This is a genomic window from Planotetraspora kaengkrachanensis, from assembly GCF_016862895.1.
GTDB classification, from domain to species: Bacteria; Actinomycetota; Actinomycetes; order Streptosporangiales; family Streptosporangiaceae; genus Planotetraspora; species Planotetraspora kaengkrachanensis.
Genome location: NZ_BONV01000002.1, coordinates 175068 through 190075, shown reverse-complemented (window position 1 = coordinate 190075; position 15008 = coordinate 175068). Strand labels below are relative to the sequence as shown.

At 68.8% G+C, this 15008-nt stretch carries 17 protein-coding genes; 10 read left to right on the top strand and 7 right to left on the bottom strand.

The genetic code is table 11. From position 1 onward, the window contains the following. Positions 1–23: 23 nt before the first annotated feature. Complete coding sequence (locus Pka01_RS03690) at positions 24–2006, bottom strand: hypothetical protein (RefSeq protein ID WP_203881125.1); 1983 nt, start codon at positions 2004–2006, stop codon at positions 24–26. A 227-nt stretch (positions 2007–2233) separates the two neighbouring features. On the opposite strand from Pka01_RS03690, the gene Pka01_RS03685 reads away from it, so the two are divergent. The 3 genes from Pka01_RS03685 (at position 2234) to Pka01_RS03675 (ending at position 4594) form a co-directional block, all read left to right on the top strand. Beyond that, positions 2234–3277 carry an amidohydrolase family protein gene (locus Pka01_RS03685; RefSeq protein WP_203881124.1) on the top strand — a complete coding sequence of 348 codons (1044 nt, stop codon included), beginning with the start codon at positions 2234–2236 and terminating at the stop codon, positions 3275–3277. Between the two features lie 59 nt (positions 3278–3336). Beyond that, on the top strand, positions 3337–3603 hold the full coding sequence (locus Pka01_RS03680) for a NifU family protein (RefSeq protein ID WP_203881123.1): 267 nt from the start codon (positions 3337–3339) through the stop codon (positions 3601–3603). Between the two features lie 139 nt (positions 3604–3742). Continuing rightward, positions 3743–4594 (top strand): hypothetical protein, encoded by an 852-nt coding sequence (locus Pka01_RS03675; RefSeq protein ID WP_203881122.1) that lies wholly within the window; start codon positions 3743–3745, stop codon positions 4592–4594. Here Pka01_RS03675 and Pka01_RS41720 read toward each other — a convergent pair. Together Pka01_RS41720 and Pka01_RS03665 are read right to left on the bottom strand one after the other, a co-directional pair. Next, complete coding sequence (locus tag Pka01_RS41720) at positions 4482–4784, bottom strand: GTP-binding protein (protein ID WP_203881121.1); 303 nt, start codon at positions 4782–4784, stop codon at positions 4482–4484. The two genes, Pka01_RS03675 and Pka01_RS41720, sit on opposite strands and share 113 nt — an antisense overlap. 161 nt (positions 4785–4945) lie before the next feature. Beyond that, entirely contained in the window at positions 4946–5365 is a 420-nt protein-coding gene (locus tag Pka01_RS03665; RefSeq protein WP_203881120.1) for a RidA family protein, read from the bottom strand. A 453-nt stretch (positions 5366–5818) separates the two neighbouring features. Between Pka01_RS03665 and Pka01_RS03660 the strand changes: the two genes are divergently transcribed. Genes Pka01_RS03660 through Pka01_RS03635 form a run of 6 tightly spaced genes read left to right on the top strand, consistent with a single transcriptional unit; the run spans position 5819 to position 12212 of the window. After that, positions 5819–6319 carry a fumarylacetoacetate hydrolase family protein gene (locus Pka01_RS03660; protein ID WP_203881119.1) on the top strand — a complete coding sequence of 167 codons (501 nt, stop codon included), beginning with the start codon at positions 5819–5821 and terminating at the stop codon, positions 6317–6319. Positions 6320–6330: 11 nt separating this feature from the next. Further along, positions 6331–6816: a cupin domain-containing protein gene (locus tag Pka01_RS03655; RefSeq protein ID WP_203881118.1), complete on the top strand. Its 486-nt coding sequence runs from the start codon at positions 6331–6333 to the stop codon at positions 6814–6816. Continuing rightward, positions 6813–7739 (top strand): acyl-CoA thioesterase, encoded by a 927-nt coding sequence (locus Pka01_RS03650; protein WP_203881117.1) that lies wholly within the window; start codon positions 6813–6815, stop codon positions 7737–7739. The genes Pka01_RS03655 and Pka01_RS03650 overlap by 4 nt, the downstream gene beginning before the upstream one ends. Positions 7740–7750: 11 nt before the next feature. Further along, positions 7751–9409 carry an AMP-binding protein gene (locus Pka01_RS03645; RefSeq protein ID WP_203881116.1) on the top strand — a complete coding sequence of 553 codons (1659 nt, stop codon included), beginning with the start codon at positions 7751–7753 and terminating at the stop codon, positions 9407–9409. Between the two features lie 11 nt (positions 9410–9420). Further along, positions 9421–11796: a bifunctional salicylyl-CoA 5-hydroxylase/oxidoreductase gene (locus Pka01_RS03640; protein ID WP_203881115.1), complete on the top strand. Its 2376-nt coding sequence runs from the start codon at positions 9421–9423 to the stop codon at positions 11794–11796. Continuing rightward, on the top strand, positions 11793–12212 hold the full coding sequence (locus Pka01_RS03635; protein WP_203881114.1) for an acyl-CoA thioesterase: 420 nt from the start codon (positions 11793–11795) through the stop codon (positions 12210–12212). The genes Pka01_RS03640 and Pka01_RS03635 overlap by 4 nt, the downstream gene beginning before the upstream one ends. 27 nt (positions 12213–12239) lie before the next feature. Here Pka01_RS03635 and Pka01_RS03630 read toward each other — a convergent pair whose 3' ends face one another. From Pka01_RS03630 to Pka01_RS03620, 4 genes are read right to left on the bottom strand one after another with little or no spacing between them, the layout of a single operon-like run. After that, positions 12240–13049, bottom strand: a complete 810-nt coding sequence (locus tag Pka01_RS03630) for a PaaX family transcriptional regulator (protein ID WP_239114707.1) — start codon at positions 13047–13049, stop codon at positions 12240–12242. Between the two features lie 10 nt (positions 13050–13059). Then, positions 13060–13194, bottom strand: a complete 135-nt coding sequence (locus Pka01_RS41125; protein ID WP_275414422.1) for a hypothetical protein — start codon at positions 13192–13194, stop codon at positions 13060–13062. Further along, positions 13191–13829: a low affinity iron permease family protein gene (locus tag Pka01_RS40585; protein ID WP_239114706.1), complete on the bottom strand. Its 639-nt coding sequence runs from the start codon at positions 13827–13829 to the stop codon at positions 13191–13193. Before Pka01_RS40585 ends, Pka01_RS41125 begins: the two co-directional genes overlap by 4 nt. A 37-nt stretch (positions 13830–13866) precedes the next feature. Next, positions 13867–14208, bottom strand: a complete 342-nt coding sequence (locus tag Pka01_RS03620; protein WP_203881113.1) for an MmcQ/YjbR family DNA-binding protein — start codon at positions 14206–14208, stop codon at positions 13867–13869. Between the two features lie 203 nt (positions 14209–14411). Here Pka01_RS03620 and Pka01_RS03615 point away from each other — a divergent pair, with 203 nt between their 5' ends. Next, the gene (locus Pka01_RS03615) at positions 14412–15005 is read left to right on the top strand and encodes a class I SAM-dependent methyltransferase (protein WP_239114705.1); all 594 of its coding nucleotides are present in this window, start codon (positions 14412–14414) and stop codon (positions 15003–15005) included. Positions 15006–15008: the final 3 nt, after the last annotated feature.

The following is a 15008-nucleotide window of genomic DNA, read 5'->3' as shown; positions in this document are numbered from 1 at the left end:
CGGGGTGAACGCTTCCGGCCGGGTCATTGGCGGGAGAGTGCGCGAGTGAGGCCTGCCAGGATGGTCGTCGCAAGGATCCACCCCGCAGCGATCATCGTGGCGGCGAGCCACTGCTGTAAGCCGCGCGGACCGAAGGCGGTCTCCTGTCCGAAGCTGATGATCGGGAGAAGCAGGTCCAGGGTGTAGAGCAAGGCGTTGAAGGGGGGCCCCTCGCCCGGCTTGAAGGCCGGTGGCTGGTGGACGGTGAAAACGACCGTGCCTATGAGGAGAAGGGCTGCGAGCCAGAGCGCGGCACGGAATGGGCGGTAGCCATACCCAACGGTCCAGTCCTGCAGGTACCCCCACAATCGCGCCCCGAGTCGTTGCCCCGCGCGACGGCGACGCTGTTTGGCCAGCAGCACGTCCCGAGCGGCCTCATCGTGACCATGCCTGCGGTAGACGGCGGCCAACTGCTCATACGGTTGGGGCTGGTAGGCCTCCTTGGCCAGCCAGTCGAGACGCTCCTGGACAGGCAGGGGAGCCTCCAGGCTGTCGTAGGTGAAGCCGTTCATCAGGAGGTGGGCGGGCCACCGGCCAGGAACGTCATCGAGCACGCCGACTCGGGTGTGGCGAAGGTCGACGGTGCGCAGCAGTACGGTCTCCGGCCCGATCTTCAGTGAAGCCGCTTGGACGCCACGCAGGTGAAGGTCACCGTCGATGGTGGTCTCCGCGAAGCACAGTGTGGCGGCGATCCGGGAATCTCTGATCGAGAGGGTCCCCTTGGCCGTGAAGCCTTCGCAGCAGTCGACGGCACCGCCCGCGATCACTTGCCACAGAGCCAGGACCCGCCCCCCGGGATTGCTGAGGGCGGCACCGTGGAAATGCATGCTGCCCTCGACCTTGGCGTCGATGAGCACGATCTCCCCATCGGCACTGAAGCCCTCGCTACAGCTGAGCCTCCCGGTGACCCCCAGCCGCCGCAGTGAAAGCGCCGTCGCACCCGGGTTGGACAGCTTCCCGCCGTCAAGGTTGACCGATCCGCGGACCTGCGTCGAGTCCAGGAAGACCACTCCGGTCGCCACGAAGCCCGGTGTGGCTCGCAGCCCGCTGCCGACCTCCATCAGCGGCGCGTTCAGCGCGTGTCCTCCCGGATTGACGAGACTCGCATGAGCGAAGGAGAGCGAACCGGCCACGTGGGCCCCGCGCAAGAGGACTTCGCCCTCGGCGGCAAAGCCCTCATCGATGAGCAGCCCACCCTCGACGGTGAGCCTTTCCGCGTTCAGGGCGATGCCGTCGGGGTTGGACAGCCGGGCTCCGCTGAACACGCACCGGCGTCCCACCCGGGCATCCTGCACGCTCAGCTCGCCGTAGGAGTGGAAGCCGTGACCACACGACAACCCGCCGTCGATGACGATCCCCTCGGCGGTGAGGCTGAGGCCGCCTGACCGCCCGACCTGGGCCCCATTGAGGGTCATCGTCCCGCCGATCCTGGCGCCCGCGACGCGTAACTCACCGTCGATGACGGCGTTCGCACCCAGAAGATCACGGTCGACGATCAGGCCGTCGGCATGGACGGCCAGATCCGCGTGGATCCTCGTGCCGCTGAGATTCATCGTCCCCGACACGTGAGCCCCGGCCAGCTGGATCGGGCCATCCATCACGCAGCCTTCCAGGCGCAGGCCTCCGCCGATCACGGCGTCCGCGGCCTGCAGTCCGGGCATCCGGGAAGCCGCGAGGTCGACCAGGCCGGTGCGGGCTCCGGTGAAGACCGGTGTTTCCTCGAAATCGCACGTGGTCAGGACCAGAGGGTGTTGAACCTCGGCGTACGACAGGTCCAACCGGCCGGTGATCCGGGCCCCGGACAGGTGCAGCCCGGGCGTCTGCCCTGGAAGGCGTTCCCGGGCGCCGAGCAGCATCTTTGCGATGACGGCGGCCCGAACGGGAGTGCCGGGAAGATCTACAGGCCGCGCTGTGGGAAACGCCTCCCAGAGGACGAGTTCCGGCTCGAACAGATCGCCGATGATCACAGGGCACTCCCGGAACGTCGCATGCGTCGGTGAACAGATGCTCCAAGGCCATCACCGGCTTCGCAACCGTCATGCCCTGCTCGTCGGTACCCGAGGGCGCCGGTCATAACGAAAGTCAGTCGGGCCGCGCGGAATCGCTATTGGATGCCCCGATATCCGGACTCCTACGTTGGAAAAGCAGCCCGTCCCGTGAGGCGATCCGCCTCAGCACGAAAGGGAGTCCCCCAATGATCGGCGACATGTTCGTCTTCGACTGCGTATGCCACGCATACGACTTCTCACCCGCGAACCAGCGCAGGGAACTGCGGGAGATGGAGCCGATGTTGTACGGCTGGCGCGTCGCCATGGACTCCATGAAGTACGAGCCGCAGATGGGGCAGTTCGCCGGCGACTTCGACTGGGAGACGAAGTTCACCACCGAGCAGATGTACGAGATGGAGTTCGTCCAGTCGCCGGTCGACATGGCGATGGCCTGCGCGGTCCCCGTGTGGGACTGGTTCCAGGACTCGTTCTCGTCCATCGAGGCGCAGCACGCCTTCGCCTCGGCGTACCCGGAGAGGGTGCTGCTCTCGGGCGGCGTGGACCCGATCCATCACGGTCTGCACGGAGCGAAGGTCGAGATGATCCGCCAGAAGGAGGAACTCGGCGCCCGCTCGTTCAAGTTCTACAACGGTCACATCGACATGTCGTGGCGCTGCGACGACCGCGAACTCGCCTACCCGCTCTACGAGCAGGCGCTCGACCTGGGCGTCGACGTGCTCCAGTTCCACAAGGGCCTCCCGTTCGGCATGTGGGACGTCGACGTCCTGCGGCCGGTCGACCTTCAGAGGCCGGCACGGGACTTTCCCGACGCGAAGTTCGTGATCCACCACCTCGCGCTGCCGTACTTCGACGAGGTCGTCTCGATCGCGTCGCGGTTCCCGAACGTCTACCTCGCCCTGTCCGGTGTCCTGAGCTTCTACAAGGTCGCGCCGCGCCGGGTGCAGGAGCAGTTGGGACGGCTTCTCATGGAGGTCGGTCCCGACAAGCTGATGTGGGGCTCCGAGGCCGCGATGACGGGCGCTCCCGCTCCGTTCCTCGAGGACTTCGTCGGCCTGGAGATCCCGGACGACCTGCGCCAGGGGTACGGCTACCCGCAGATCACCCGCTCCGACAAGGAGAAGATCCTCGGTCTCAACATGGCCCGCCTGTTCGGCGTCGACGTCGAGGCCAAGAAGGCCGAGCTCGCGGCGTCCGGCGATCCGGCGTCGCGGGTGATCGGCGGGAACTGATGGGCGGCGAAGGCGTCGACCGTGAGGCGGTCGAGCGTCGGGTCCGATCCGTTGGCCGGATGATGTCCGTCCACCGCGGCGGCGTCGAGCTCGCCGGCGTCGACGACCAGGGCACCGTCGAGGTGAGGTACACCGGCATGTGCACCGGGTGCACCTACCGTCCCGTCTGCTCCGAGGTGACCGTTCGGCCCGCTCTCCTCGAACTCGAGGGTGTCGTCTCGGTGGAGATCCATGGCGGCCGGATCGACGAGGGCAATCGGGCCCGCCTCGTGGCGGACCTGGAGAAGTGGCCTCGCCCATCCATGCCGCGCGAAGAGAACGGGTGACGGCGACCAGTCGCTCTTCATTTCATGAAATCGATATTCGGGATCTCCCTATATCGGGATGATGCTGATCGGCTCATCATCGGGGGACAGAGCCGCCGATCGCCCTTCTGCGCCGGGCCGGCGCGGAAAGAAGAGGCCCATGAATGCGCAACCGCCGGACGGCGCCCCGCGTCAGGGCGCCGGAGACTGGATCGACGGACGGATGGCGAGATTCGCGCAATGGGCTCAGCAGAAGTCCGGCCCCGATGACGGTTCCCGGCTGCCGTTCGTCACGCCGGAGGCCGGATCCGAGCTCGACCAGTGGTTCACGCTGAGCCGGGCGGTGGCCGCCTTCGGGCTCGAGGTCGCCCAGGTTCCCGGTGCCGCTTCCGGGATGCGCGTCCTCGAGGCGTTGCTGGGAACGGGCGGAGCCCAGGTCGCGATGCTGGCCTCGATCGACCGGAAGGTGACTCTCATTCTCGAGGGTCCGTTCCGGGCCGCTCAGATCCATCTCAGCGAGGCCGGCCGGATGACGTCGGCGGATCCGGACTACGACCGGCATCTTCAGCAGGCTCGCGACAAGTTCATCGACGCGCACGGACTCGCTGTGTCCATCCAGGATCGCGCGGTGGTCGAAATGCACCTAGGGGTCGTCTACCTCCTCCTCGGACGGCGGAGCGACGCGTCTCATTGGCTGTCCGCGAGTTACGGTTCGGCGCGGGCGGTCGTGGACCACTTCGCCGAGACGGCGGGCAACGTCAAGGTCCTTCGCAGCAAATGGAGCACGGCCGCCGCCTCCTACGTCTACTTTGTGGGCGTCGCCGTGTTCGCGAAGAAATTGAAGAAGGTGTGGAACGCGCAGCGAGCCATCGCCGCGATGCGCAGCTTCATTCCGTTCGTCAACTGTGTGGCGGATTCGTATAACGGTGTCGCCGGCGGTGGTCTGGTCGCGATCCTGCATCTCGAGCAGACCGGCGCGAACAAGTTCGTGCTCCGCGAAACCATGAGATGAGCCTCGGCCGGAGCCAGGCGGTCGCTAGCCGCTCTGATGGCGTACGGGCGATCCGGCCGCCGCCGCCCGCGTCGAGCAGCCCTCTGACGAAGGTCGTCTTACCGCTGCCGAGGAACCCGGTGACGATCGCGACCGGCAGTGCCGCGGCTCCGGTCGTCTCGACCGGGTCGGGTGCCTGGTCCGCCGTCACTGGATCCTCCCCGGTCTGGTCGTGGCCGCCTGTGCGTGCAGGCGTGCGCTCCGGTGGTGGATTTTATGGCGCCACCGTTACCCCCGTATACAGACCAATACATAGGTTTTCGGCGCGACCTCATTCGAGAACGGTTATGACGCGTCCGGGCCGTCGCCGGGTCACCGGCCGGGGTGACGGAGGCGCGATTGAGGAATGACGGCCACGCCGACGATTTCGACCATCGCCTCCGGCTGCCACAGAGCGGTGCAGCCGATGCCGGCCATCGCGGGGTAGGTCGGGCCGGCCAGTTCCCGCCACACCTTCCCGATCTCCTTGCCGTGCGCCTGGTAGTCGGGGATGTCGGTGAGGTAGATGGTCACGCTGACGAGGTCTTCCGGCTCGCCGCCGACGTCGCGGAGCGTGACGAGGACGTTCGACAGCGCCTGGCGGAACTGTTCGACGATGCCGCCGGGGACGATCCGCATCTCCGCGTCGAGGGCCGTCTGGCCGGCCAGGTAGAGCGTGTTACCCGAGAGGGTCCCGTGGGAGAAGCCGCTGGGGGTGGGCAGCGCGTCGGGGTTGACGGCAACTGGTCGCATGGGCGGGTCTCCTCGCGCTGTGAGTCGTGTGAGTCATCCGAGATTCTATTGACATTTCTTGACGGTCGTGAAGAATACGGCATACATGAGGGGGCCGTACAGGCCCAGATACGACGCTGCGAGGAGGCCGGCAGTGAAGCTGGCGACGCTTGCCGGCCGCCACGGCGTGACCGCCGCCGCCGTCCAGGTGGAGGGCGACTGGCGCCGCCTGCCGTTCCCCGATCTGAACGACCTCCTGACGCGCACGGGCGGCGCGATCGGCGCGGTCGCCGGCCTCGCCGGGGAGGTCCTCGACGGCTGGCGTCTCGCCTGCCCGCTGCCTCGGCCGGCGAAGGTCGTCTGCTGCGGGCTCAACTACGCCGACCACATCCGGGAAACGGGCAGGGAGCTTCCCGCGCATCCGACGCTGTTCGCCAAGTACGCCGACACCCTCCTCGGCCCCGACGAGACATCGTGCTTCCCGCGGACGTCGACGTCGACTGGGAGGCGGAACTCGCCGTGGTCGTCGGAGCGGACCTCGAGCGGGCGGACGTCGCCGTCGCCGAGCGCTCGATCGCGGCGTACACGGTCGCCAACGACATCTCCGTACGTGACTGGCAGCGCCGCACGCTCCAGTGGTTCCAGGGCAAGGCCTGGGACCGCTCGACCCCGATCGGCCCGGTGCTCGTCACTCCCGACGAGCTCGACGTGGCGGGCGGCGTCGACGTGATCTGCCGGGTCAACGGCGTGCAGCGCCAGCGGGGCGACACCGGGACCCTCGTCTTCGGCCCGGCGGAACTGCTGGCCTACGTCTCGGCCTTCACCCGGCTGCGTCCCGGCGACCTCGTCCTGACCGGCACACCCGGCGGCGTCGGGATGGGGATGCGACCGCCCCTCTATCTGGCCGACGGCGACGTCGTCGAGACCGAGATCACCGGCATCGGCACCCTGCAGAACCGTTTCACGACCCGCTGAGGAGCAACTCGATGGAACCCGATCCGAGCAAATACGTCCTCGAGGGCGACAACTCGATGTACGCCGGCGCGAGCGGTCTCGTCGTGCCCGTGGTGACCCGAGGGGGACTGGAGGTGGGCGACACCGGTCAGTCCGCGGGCGCAACGCGCGTCTCCGGCGTCAGCGTCCAACACACCCCCGCGACCAAACTGTGGTTCGGCAAGGTCAGCAACGAGCCGGGCTACCGGTCGGTGACGCACCACCACGGAGAGGCCGAGACCGGAGGCTACGTGCTCTCCGGCCGGGCGCGGATCTACTTCGGCGAGCGCTTCGAGGACTACATCGACATGGAGGAGAGCGACTGGGTCTTCGTCCCGCCCTTCATGCCGCACATCGAGTGCAACCTGGACCGCAACAAGCCGCTGACCTGGATGACGACCCGCACGCCCGAGAACATCGTCGTCAACCTCGCGGACGTCCCCGACGCCGACCTGCGTGACTGGCTGGACCGCCCGTGACCGACCAGGCGCGTCCCACCAGCGAGATCTTCACGGCGGCCGTCACCCTGAAGGCCGCGGAACCCGAGCATCTCGACCTCGCCTTCACCGCCGTCACCCAGGCCTGCCCCTGGCCCAAGGCGTACGGCGGCGACATGGTCGCCCAGGCGGCGGCCGCGGCCATGCGGTCGGTGCCCGGGGGAGAGGGCGGCAAGACCCTGCACTCCATGCACTCCTACTTCCTCCGGCCGGTCGACATCGGCGCCGAGGTGCAGTACGAGGTGGAGTTGCTGCGCGACGGCCGCGGCTACGCCACCCGGCACGTGCGCGGCTACCAGAACGGCAAACCGGTCTACGTCTGCCTGGCCAACTTCGCCGCCGGTGAGCCGGGCGGCGGCTTCACCCCCGTGGCCCCGCTCGACGTTCCCGCCCCCGAGGACCTGCCCGGCTCGGCCGCGTACCTCGCGGGCTTCGGGCTGGAGGGGACGATGACCGCTCAGTCGCAGGCCTACTGGGCGGGCGGCCGCGGCTTCGACATGCGCCATGTGCCCGGCCCCGTCTATCTCGCCGTCGAGGGGGAGCGGGTCCCGCACCAGGCCGTCTGGGTCAGGCCGTTCGACGCGCTGCGCCCCGTCGAGGGCCTCACCGACGAGCAGCGGGACATGGCCGCGCTCGCCTACGTCTGCGACTACACCATCCTCGAGCCGGTGCTGCGGGTGCTCGGCCTCGCCTGGGCCGATCCCGGCCTGGTGACGGCGAGCCTCGACCACGCGATGTGGTTCCACCGCGCCCCCGGCCCGGGCGTCGTCGACGGCTGGCTGCTCTACGTGCAGGAGGCGGGATCCGCCGAGTCCGGCCGCGGGCTGGCCGCCGGCCGCTTCTTCACCCGGGATCACACCCACCTGGCCACCGTCGCCCAAGAAGGCATGATCCGCACCCCCTAAGGACGACACCGATGGACCTCAGCCCCTCCGCCTATCCGGACACCTTCGCCCGAGACCACCTGCCGCCGGCCGACCAGTGGCCGACCCTCGAGTTCACGTCGGAGACCCTGCGCTACCCCGAGCGGCTCAACGCCGCGACCGAGCTCATCGACGTGCCGGTGGAACGGTTCGGCGCCGGCCGCCCGGCTCTGCGGACGCCGACCGGCGAAACCTGGACCTACGGCCAGTTACAGCGGCGCGCCAACCAGGTCGCGCAGGTGCTCACCGAGGATCTCGGCCTCGTGCCCGGCAACCGGGTGCTGCTGCGCTCGCCCAACAACCCCTGGACCGTCGCCGCCTGGCTGGGCGTCCTCAAGGCCGGCGGCATCGTCGTCACCACCATGGCCGCCCTCCGCGCCCGCGAACTGGCCCCCATCGTCGAGAAGACCCGGCCGGCGATCGCGCTGGTCGACCACCGGTTCGCCGAAGACGTCGAGGCCGTCCGCGACACCGTGAGCCCGGGACTGGCGATCATGGCGTACGGCGGCGAGGGGGCGGACGACCTGACGCTGCGGGCCACGGCGAAGTCCGGTGAGTTCGTGAACGTCGCGACCGCCGCCGACGACGTCGCGCTCTTCGGGCCGACCTCCGGCAGCACGGGCGTCCCGAAGGTCACCACGCACTTCCACCGCGACATCCTGTCCATCGACAACACCTTCGGCGGCAACGTCCTGCGGCTCCAGGCCGACGATCTGGTCTCGTGCACCGCGCCGTTCGCGTTCACCTTCGGCCTCGGCATGCTCGTCGTCTTCCCGCCGCGGGCCGGCGCGTGCGCGTTCCTGACCGAGTCGGCCACCCCGGTCCAGCTGGCCGAACTCGTCGCCGAGCACGGCGTGACCGTGCTGGCGACCGCGCCCACGGCGTACAAGCAGATCCTCAGGTCCGGCAACGCCAAGCTGCTGCGCGGCCTCCGCGCGGCCGTCAGCGCGGGCGAGCACATCCCGCAGGGAGTCTGGGAGCAGGTCCGTGACGAGCTCGGCCTCGAGATCATCGACGGCATCGGGGCGACCGAACTGCTGCACATCTTCATCTCCGCGGCGGGGGCGGACATCCGCCCCGGGGCGACCGGCAAGCCGGTGCCGGGCTACCGGGCGACCATCATCGGCCCGGACGGCGAGGAGGCCGGGCCAGGTGAGGAAGGCATGCTCGCCGTCATCGGCCCGGTCGGCTGCCGGTACCTCGACGACGAACGGCAGGGGAACTACGTCGTCAACGGCTGGAACGTCACCGGCGACACCTTCGTCAGGGACGAGGACGGCTACTTCTTCTACCGGGCCCGCACCGACAACATGATCGTCTCCTCCGGCTACAACATCGGCGGCCCCGAGGTGGAGGCCGCGATCGACACCCATCCCGACGTCGTCGAGTCGGCGGTCGTGGCCGAGCCCCACGCCGAGCGGGGCTCGATCGTCTGCGCCTTCGTGGTGCTTCGCGAGGGCGTCGCAGGAGATGCGGCCAAGGCCCGGGAGCTCCAGGACTACGTCAAGGGCCAGATCGCGCCGTACAAGTACCCGCGCGACGTCCGGTTCATCGACTCGCTGCCGCGCAACCGCAGCGGCAAGCTCCAGCACTTCGTGCTCCGCCGCATCGTCGAACAAGAGCAGGCCGACGTTCCTGCCGCCTCGCAGTGAAAGGGACTCCTTTGAAGATCGCCATCGTCGGCGGCGGCCCCGGGGGCCTCTACCTCGCTGCCCTGATGAAGGGCCTCGACGCCACGCACGAGGTCACCGTCTGGGAGCGCAACGCGCCCGAGGACACCTTCGGCTTCGGCGTCGTCTTCTCCGACGAGACCCTGGGCGGCATCGAGAGCGCCGACCAGGTCGTCTACCGGAAGATGGAGAGCCGGTTCGCCCGCTGGACCGACATCGACATCGAGTTCGACGGCCACCCCTTCACCGTCGGCGGGCAGGGCTTCGCGGCGATGAGCCGCAAGGAGTTGCTGCAGCTGCTGCAGGAGCGCGTCGCCGAGCTCGGCGTCACCGTCCACTACCGCACGACGGCGCCCGACGTGGACGAGCTCAGATCGGCGTACGACGTCGTCGCCGCGGCCGACGGTCTCAACTCCACGGTCCGCACGAAGTACGCCGACGTCTTCGGCCCCGCCCTGGACCGCCGGCGGAACAAGTACATCTGGCTCGGCACCGACCTGGTCTTCGAGGCGTTCCAGTTCTTCGTCAAGGAGACGGAGTGGGGCACCATGCAGATCCACGGCTACCCCTACTCGGACCAGGGCTCGACCTTCATCGTCGAGATGCACGAGGACGTCTGGCGCCGCGCGGGGTTCGACCGGACGGAGAGCGAGGAGTTCCCGCCCGGAACCAGCGACGAGTACGCCGTCGCCCGGATCAAGGAGATCTGGGCCGAGGAGCTCGACGGGCACGAGATCCTCACCAACAACTCCAAGTGGCTCAACTTCACCACTGTCAGGAACGCCCGCTGGCACCACGGCAACGTCGTGCTGCTCGGCGACGCCGCCCACACCGCGCACTTCTCGATCGGCTCGGGCACGAAGCTCGCCATGGAGGACGCGCTCGCGCTCGCCGCGTGCCTGCACGAGAACCCCACGGTCGAGGCGGCGCTCGAGGCGTACCAGACCGAGCGCAAGCCGGTGGTGGAGTCGACCCAGCGGGCCGCGCAGGCGTCGCTGGAGTGGTTCGAGAACATCGGCATGTACGCCGACCAGGAGCCCGCCCAGTTCTGCTTCAACCTGCTCACCCGCAGCCGGCGGATCACCTTCGAGAACCTCAAGGACCGCGACGCGGCGTTCGCGGGACTGGTCGAGGCGGATTTCGCACGGGCCAACGGAGGCGACCAGGCCGCCCCCGCGATGTTCCAGCCGGTCCGCATCGGCCGACTGGAGCTGAAGAACCGCGTGATCGTCTCGCCGATGGACATGTACTCGGCGGTCGACGGCGTCGCCAACGACTTCCACCTCGTCCACCTCGGCTCCAAGGCGCTCGGTGGCGCCGGGCTGGTCATGACCGAGATGGTGTGCGTCTCGCCGGAGGGACGGATCACACCGGGCTGCACCGGCCTGTGGACCGACGAGCAGCGCGACGCGTACAGCAGGATCACCGATTTCGTGCACACCCGCACCACCGCCAAGATCGGCGCCCAGATCGGCCACTCCGGCCGCAAGGGCTCGACCAGGCTGATGTGGGAGGGCATCGACGACCCGCTGCCCGAGGGCAACTGGGAGGTCATCGGCCCCACCTCGCTGCCGTACGGCGTGGGCTGCCACGTGCCCCGCGAGGCCACGCGCGCCGACCTCGACAAGGTGGTCGCCGACTTCGTCCACACCGCGCGGCGGGCGGTCGAGGCGGGCTTCGACCTCGTCGAGGTGCACGCCGCGCACGGCTATCTGCTCTCCTCGTTCCTGTCTCCGATCGCCAACAGGCGCGCCGACGAGTACGGGGGATCGCTGGAGAACCGGCTGCGCTTCCCGCTCGAGGTCTTCGACGCCGTACGCGCGGTGGTGCCGGGGCACGTCCCGGTGACGGTCCGCATCTCGGCGACGGACTGGGTCCCCGACGGCAACACCGAACACGACGCCGTCGAGATCGCGCGCGCGTTCATCGAGCACGGCGCGGCCGCCATCGACGTCTCCTCCGGTCAGGTCGCCAAGGAGGAGAAGCCCGCGTTCGGCCGGTCGTACCAGACCCCGTTCGCCGACCGGATCCGCCACGAGGTGGCCGCGCCGGCGGGGGCGAAGGTGATCGCGGTCGGCGCGATCAGCTCTTACGACGACGTGAACTCGATCCTGCTCGCCGGACGGGCCGACCTGTGCGCCCTCGGCCGCACCCACCTGTACAACCCGCAATGGACGCTCCACGCCGGGGCCGAGCAGGAGTACCGGGGTCCCGGCGCCGACTGGCCGGTGCAGTTCAGGGCCGGCCGTCGCAGGCCGCCGACCTCGCGCACGGACAAGATCCCGCCGCGCCTGGCGCTCCTGCGGGCGGACCAGGACGACCAGGTGCACCTGCGGTGGACGCCGGACCGGGCCGCGGTGTCCGCGTGACCGACACTCGCAAGCAGGGCACGGTCGGGGTCCACCACACCCGGGTGGAGTGGGTCGACACCGACGCGGCCGGCATCTACCACAACACCGCGGTCGTGCGGTTCGTCGAGTCGGCCGAGGCTGCGCTGATGCGGGAACGGGGGCTCCACGACTACTTCCAGAAGGCCCCCCGCGTGCGGTACGAGGTGGAGTTCGACGCTCCACTGAGATTCGGCCAGCAGGTCACCGCGGTCGTCGAGCTGATCAGGCTCGGCGCTTCCTCGATGACGTTCTCGTTCGAGGTCTGGGGTGAGGAGTTCGAGGGACGGCCGCGGACCCTGGCGGCACACGGGTCGTACGTCACCGTGCACGTCGCGGACAGGGGTCACAGGAGCTCACGCTGGCCCGACAGCTGGCGGGCGGCGCTCACCGCGTGACGGGCCCCGGTCGTTTCCGGGCTCGGATCAGGAGTGAATCGTCCTGAGCGCGTGTTCCCGCGCGGGCCGGCGCAACAGCGCGTCGAGGTCGGCGAACAGGTCCTCGGCGCGACTGCCGATCCAGCCCTCGGGGAGCAGTTCGAGCGGCAGGCCGGGATCCCGGTACGGCAGGCGGCGCCATTCGGTGAGCATCGGCACGTAGATCTCGAATGCCGTCTTCGGGCCGTCGGCGGCCGCGGCGAACCGCTTCGGGGCGTCCTGGAAATGGACGACGAACTCGTTGTACTCCGACTCGATCGCATCGAGATCCCACCACTCGGCGACCCGCTCGCGAAGGTCGCCGAAGGCTCGGTGGTGCGCGACGAACAGGTCGACGTAGTCGGTCAGCCCCATCCGCTCGATCGTGCGGACCGTGTGCTCGTGGAGCGTTCCTGGTGCCACCCAGACTCCAGGCGAGGCCGTACCGAATCCCATCTCGGCGAGGGTGGAGCGCAGGGCGTGACGACGGTCGCGTTCGGACTCCGGGATGGAGAAGACCACGAGGACGAACCCGTCCGCCAGCCGAGCCCTCGGGTGGGAGAAGATCCGTACGTCGCCCTCACGTAGCAGTTCGAGGGCGCCGGGGGAGAGGCAGTAGCCGGCGGTCCGCTCGACCTTGACCGACTCGAGCACGCCGCGCCGCTTGAGACGCGAGATCGACGAACGCACGCCGGCCGGGTCGACGTCCAGGTCGCTCAGGAGCTTGACGACCGAGGCGACCGACAGCCAGTTGTGCTCGTCGCGTGCGTACAGCCCGTAGAGCGTCAAGATCAACTGGCGCGGGGCGATCTCCGGCATGCGGAGAACTCTAATGGCGGGTGTCGTCGCGGACATGCCCGGTGTCGTCCGCGGCGAAGGTCTTCGTCGGGGTCTTCGTCGGGGTCGGGGTCGGGGTCGCGGCGCCGTCGCGGTGCGCGCAGGCGGCCCGGCCGGAGCCGGTCAAGCACTCTCTTTGTTCTCGAGGCCGACGGCATCTCGCAGTTCCTGAACGTCGGTGTGGAGCGGCTTCTCGTCGTGATCCTCGCTGACCTGTTTCATCAGGTCGGCCAGCCCGTCGGCGATGGCGTTGAGCTTGTGCTGGATCGCGGCGTCGGCTCGGCTCTGCGTGTTCTGCAACAGTGCCACCAGAAGGAAGGTGACGATCGTGGTGGCCGTGTTGATGATCAGCTGCCACGTGTCGATGTCGCCGATGAGGAAGAAGGAAGGCGCCCAGACCAGAACCAGGAGCACGCACATCGCGAAGAACGAGCCCCTGGAGGCGTACTTGGAGGCGGCGCTGGCGAACCGGTCGAATGCCGACAAGTGGCGTCTGACATCGGACGGCATCGTGGGAGTGGAACCCTCGGCAAGGGACACCGTGGTCCTCCTCGCTCGCTGGGACACGGGGCCCGTCACCTGCCCTGAAAAGCCGCCCGAAAACAATCGCACCGGTCCGATCACGGTCAGAGTGCGCGCCGCATGCGCCTTTGTTTCCTGACCTTCCGGCCACCACGCAGAACCGGGCGCCGCGTCCATGCCGGCGACGTCGACCAGTGTCTGGCCACGACCAGTGACGGGTACGCGACCGCCGGTGAACATGGAATCTCCCGTGCTGCCGACGCCCCGCTGCCGGGCTTCAGCGGGCGTCGTACTCCGCGACCAGGCGCTTCGGCGCCCGGTGGCGCCAGGCGTGCTCGATCAGCTCCCGCATGCGCCCTTCTGTGACCTTGGCCAGGTCGACGCGGAGGCCGACGAAGATGCGGCCGTTCCGCCACACCTCCTCGTAGACGTCCGGCTGATCCGCGGCCGCCTCCTCGGCCTCCGCCTGGCCGACGCACACGATCGCGTGCGCGTCGCCCCTCTCCAGGTGCGCGAGGAGTTTGTCCGCCACTCGGAAGCCGGGCAACCGGAAGTGCGGCTTCTCCACGACGTCCGGCAGTGCCATCGCGTGCTCACGGATATCAGCCAGCGTGATCATGAAGGGACTCCGTTCGTGTGGCGAATGCACACAGTTGTAGCGGAACCCTGGTTTCGAATTGAGGAATAGTCACGAGTTGTGGGCCGGAAGGCCACGATGAGGTGGCACGGTCAATCGACGGGAAGGGGACGGAAATGCCGGAGCGTTCAGAGACCCTCGCTGACGATCCGTTCAGTGGTCGGCGCCCGACCAGTCACGAACGGATGACGGGACAGTCCTGGGACGCGTCGTACCATGACGGTCCCGCGCCCTGGGACATCGGACGGCCGCAGCCGGCGATAGTGCGTCTGGCGGCAGAAGGCGGGTTCGCCGGAGCGGTGCTCGACGCGGGCTGCGGGACCGGCGAGAACACCCTTCACGTCGCGTCGCATGGATTCTCGGTTCTGGGCGTCGACGTGGCCGAGACCGCGCTGGCGATCGCCAGGGAGAACGCCGCCGGCCGTGGGATCGCGGCCGAGTTCGCCATCGCCGACGCCTTCCAGCTCGGGCGTCTGGGACGCCGGTTCGAGACCGTGCTGGACTGCGGGCTTCTCCACACCTTCGACGCCGACGAGCGACCCGGATACGTGGCGAGTCTCGCGTCGGTGACCGAGCGCGGTGGAACCGTGTACGTGTTGTGCTTCAGCGACCAGGGTCCCGGCACCGGCCCGCACCCCGTGAGTCGGGAAGAACTGCGAGCGGCGTTCACTCCCGAAGGCGGATGGAACATCGCCGCCATCGAACCGGACCGGGTCCTCACGAGATTCCACGGCGACGACGGCGCGCCGGCCTGGTTCGCGACGATCGAACGGATCTAGAAC

Bases quoted from the DNA above. Each gene is read 5' to 3' on its own strand.
- Pka01_RS03685 (WP_203881124.1), top strand. From the start codon at position 2,234: ATGATCGGCGACATGTTCGTCTTCGACTGCGTATGCCACGCATACGAC.
- Pka01_RS03680 (WP_203881123.1), top strand. From the start codon at position 3,337: ATGATGTCCGTCCACCGCGGCGGCGTCGAGCTCGCCGGCGTCGACGAC.
- Pka01_RS03675 (WP_203881122.1), top strand. From the start codon at position 3,743: ATGAATGCGCAACCGCCGGACGGCGCCCCGCGTCAGGGCGCCGGAGAC.
- Pka01_RS03665 (WP_203881120.1), bottom strand. From the start codon at position 5,365: ATGCGACCAGTTGCCGTCAACCCCGACGCGCTGCCCACCCCCAGCGGC.
- Pka01_RS03655 (WP_203881118.1), top strand. From the start codon at position 6,331: ATGGAACCCGATCCGAGCAAATACGTCCTCGAGGGCGACAACTCGATG.
- Pka01_RS03645 (WP_203881116.1), top strand. From the start codon at position 7,751: ATGGACCTCAGCCCCTCCGCCTATCCGGACACCTTCGCCCGAGACCAC.
- Pka01_RS03630 (WP_239114707.1), bottom strand. From the start codon at position 13,049: ATGCCGGAGATCGCCCCGCGCCAGTTGATCTTGACGCTCTACGGGCTG.
- Pka01_RS40585 (WP_239114706.1), bottom strand. From the start codon at position 13,829: ATGTTCACCGGCGGTCGCGTACCCGTCACTGGTCGTGGCCAGACACTG.
- Pka01_RS03620 (WP_203881113.1), bottom strand. From the start codon at position 14,208: ATGATCACGCTGGCTGATATCCGTGAGCACGCGATGGCACTGCCGGAC.
- Pka01_RS03615 (WP_239114705.1), top strand. From the start codon at position 14,412: ATGACGGGACAGTCCTGGGACGCGTCGTACCATGACGGTCCCGCGCCC.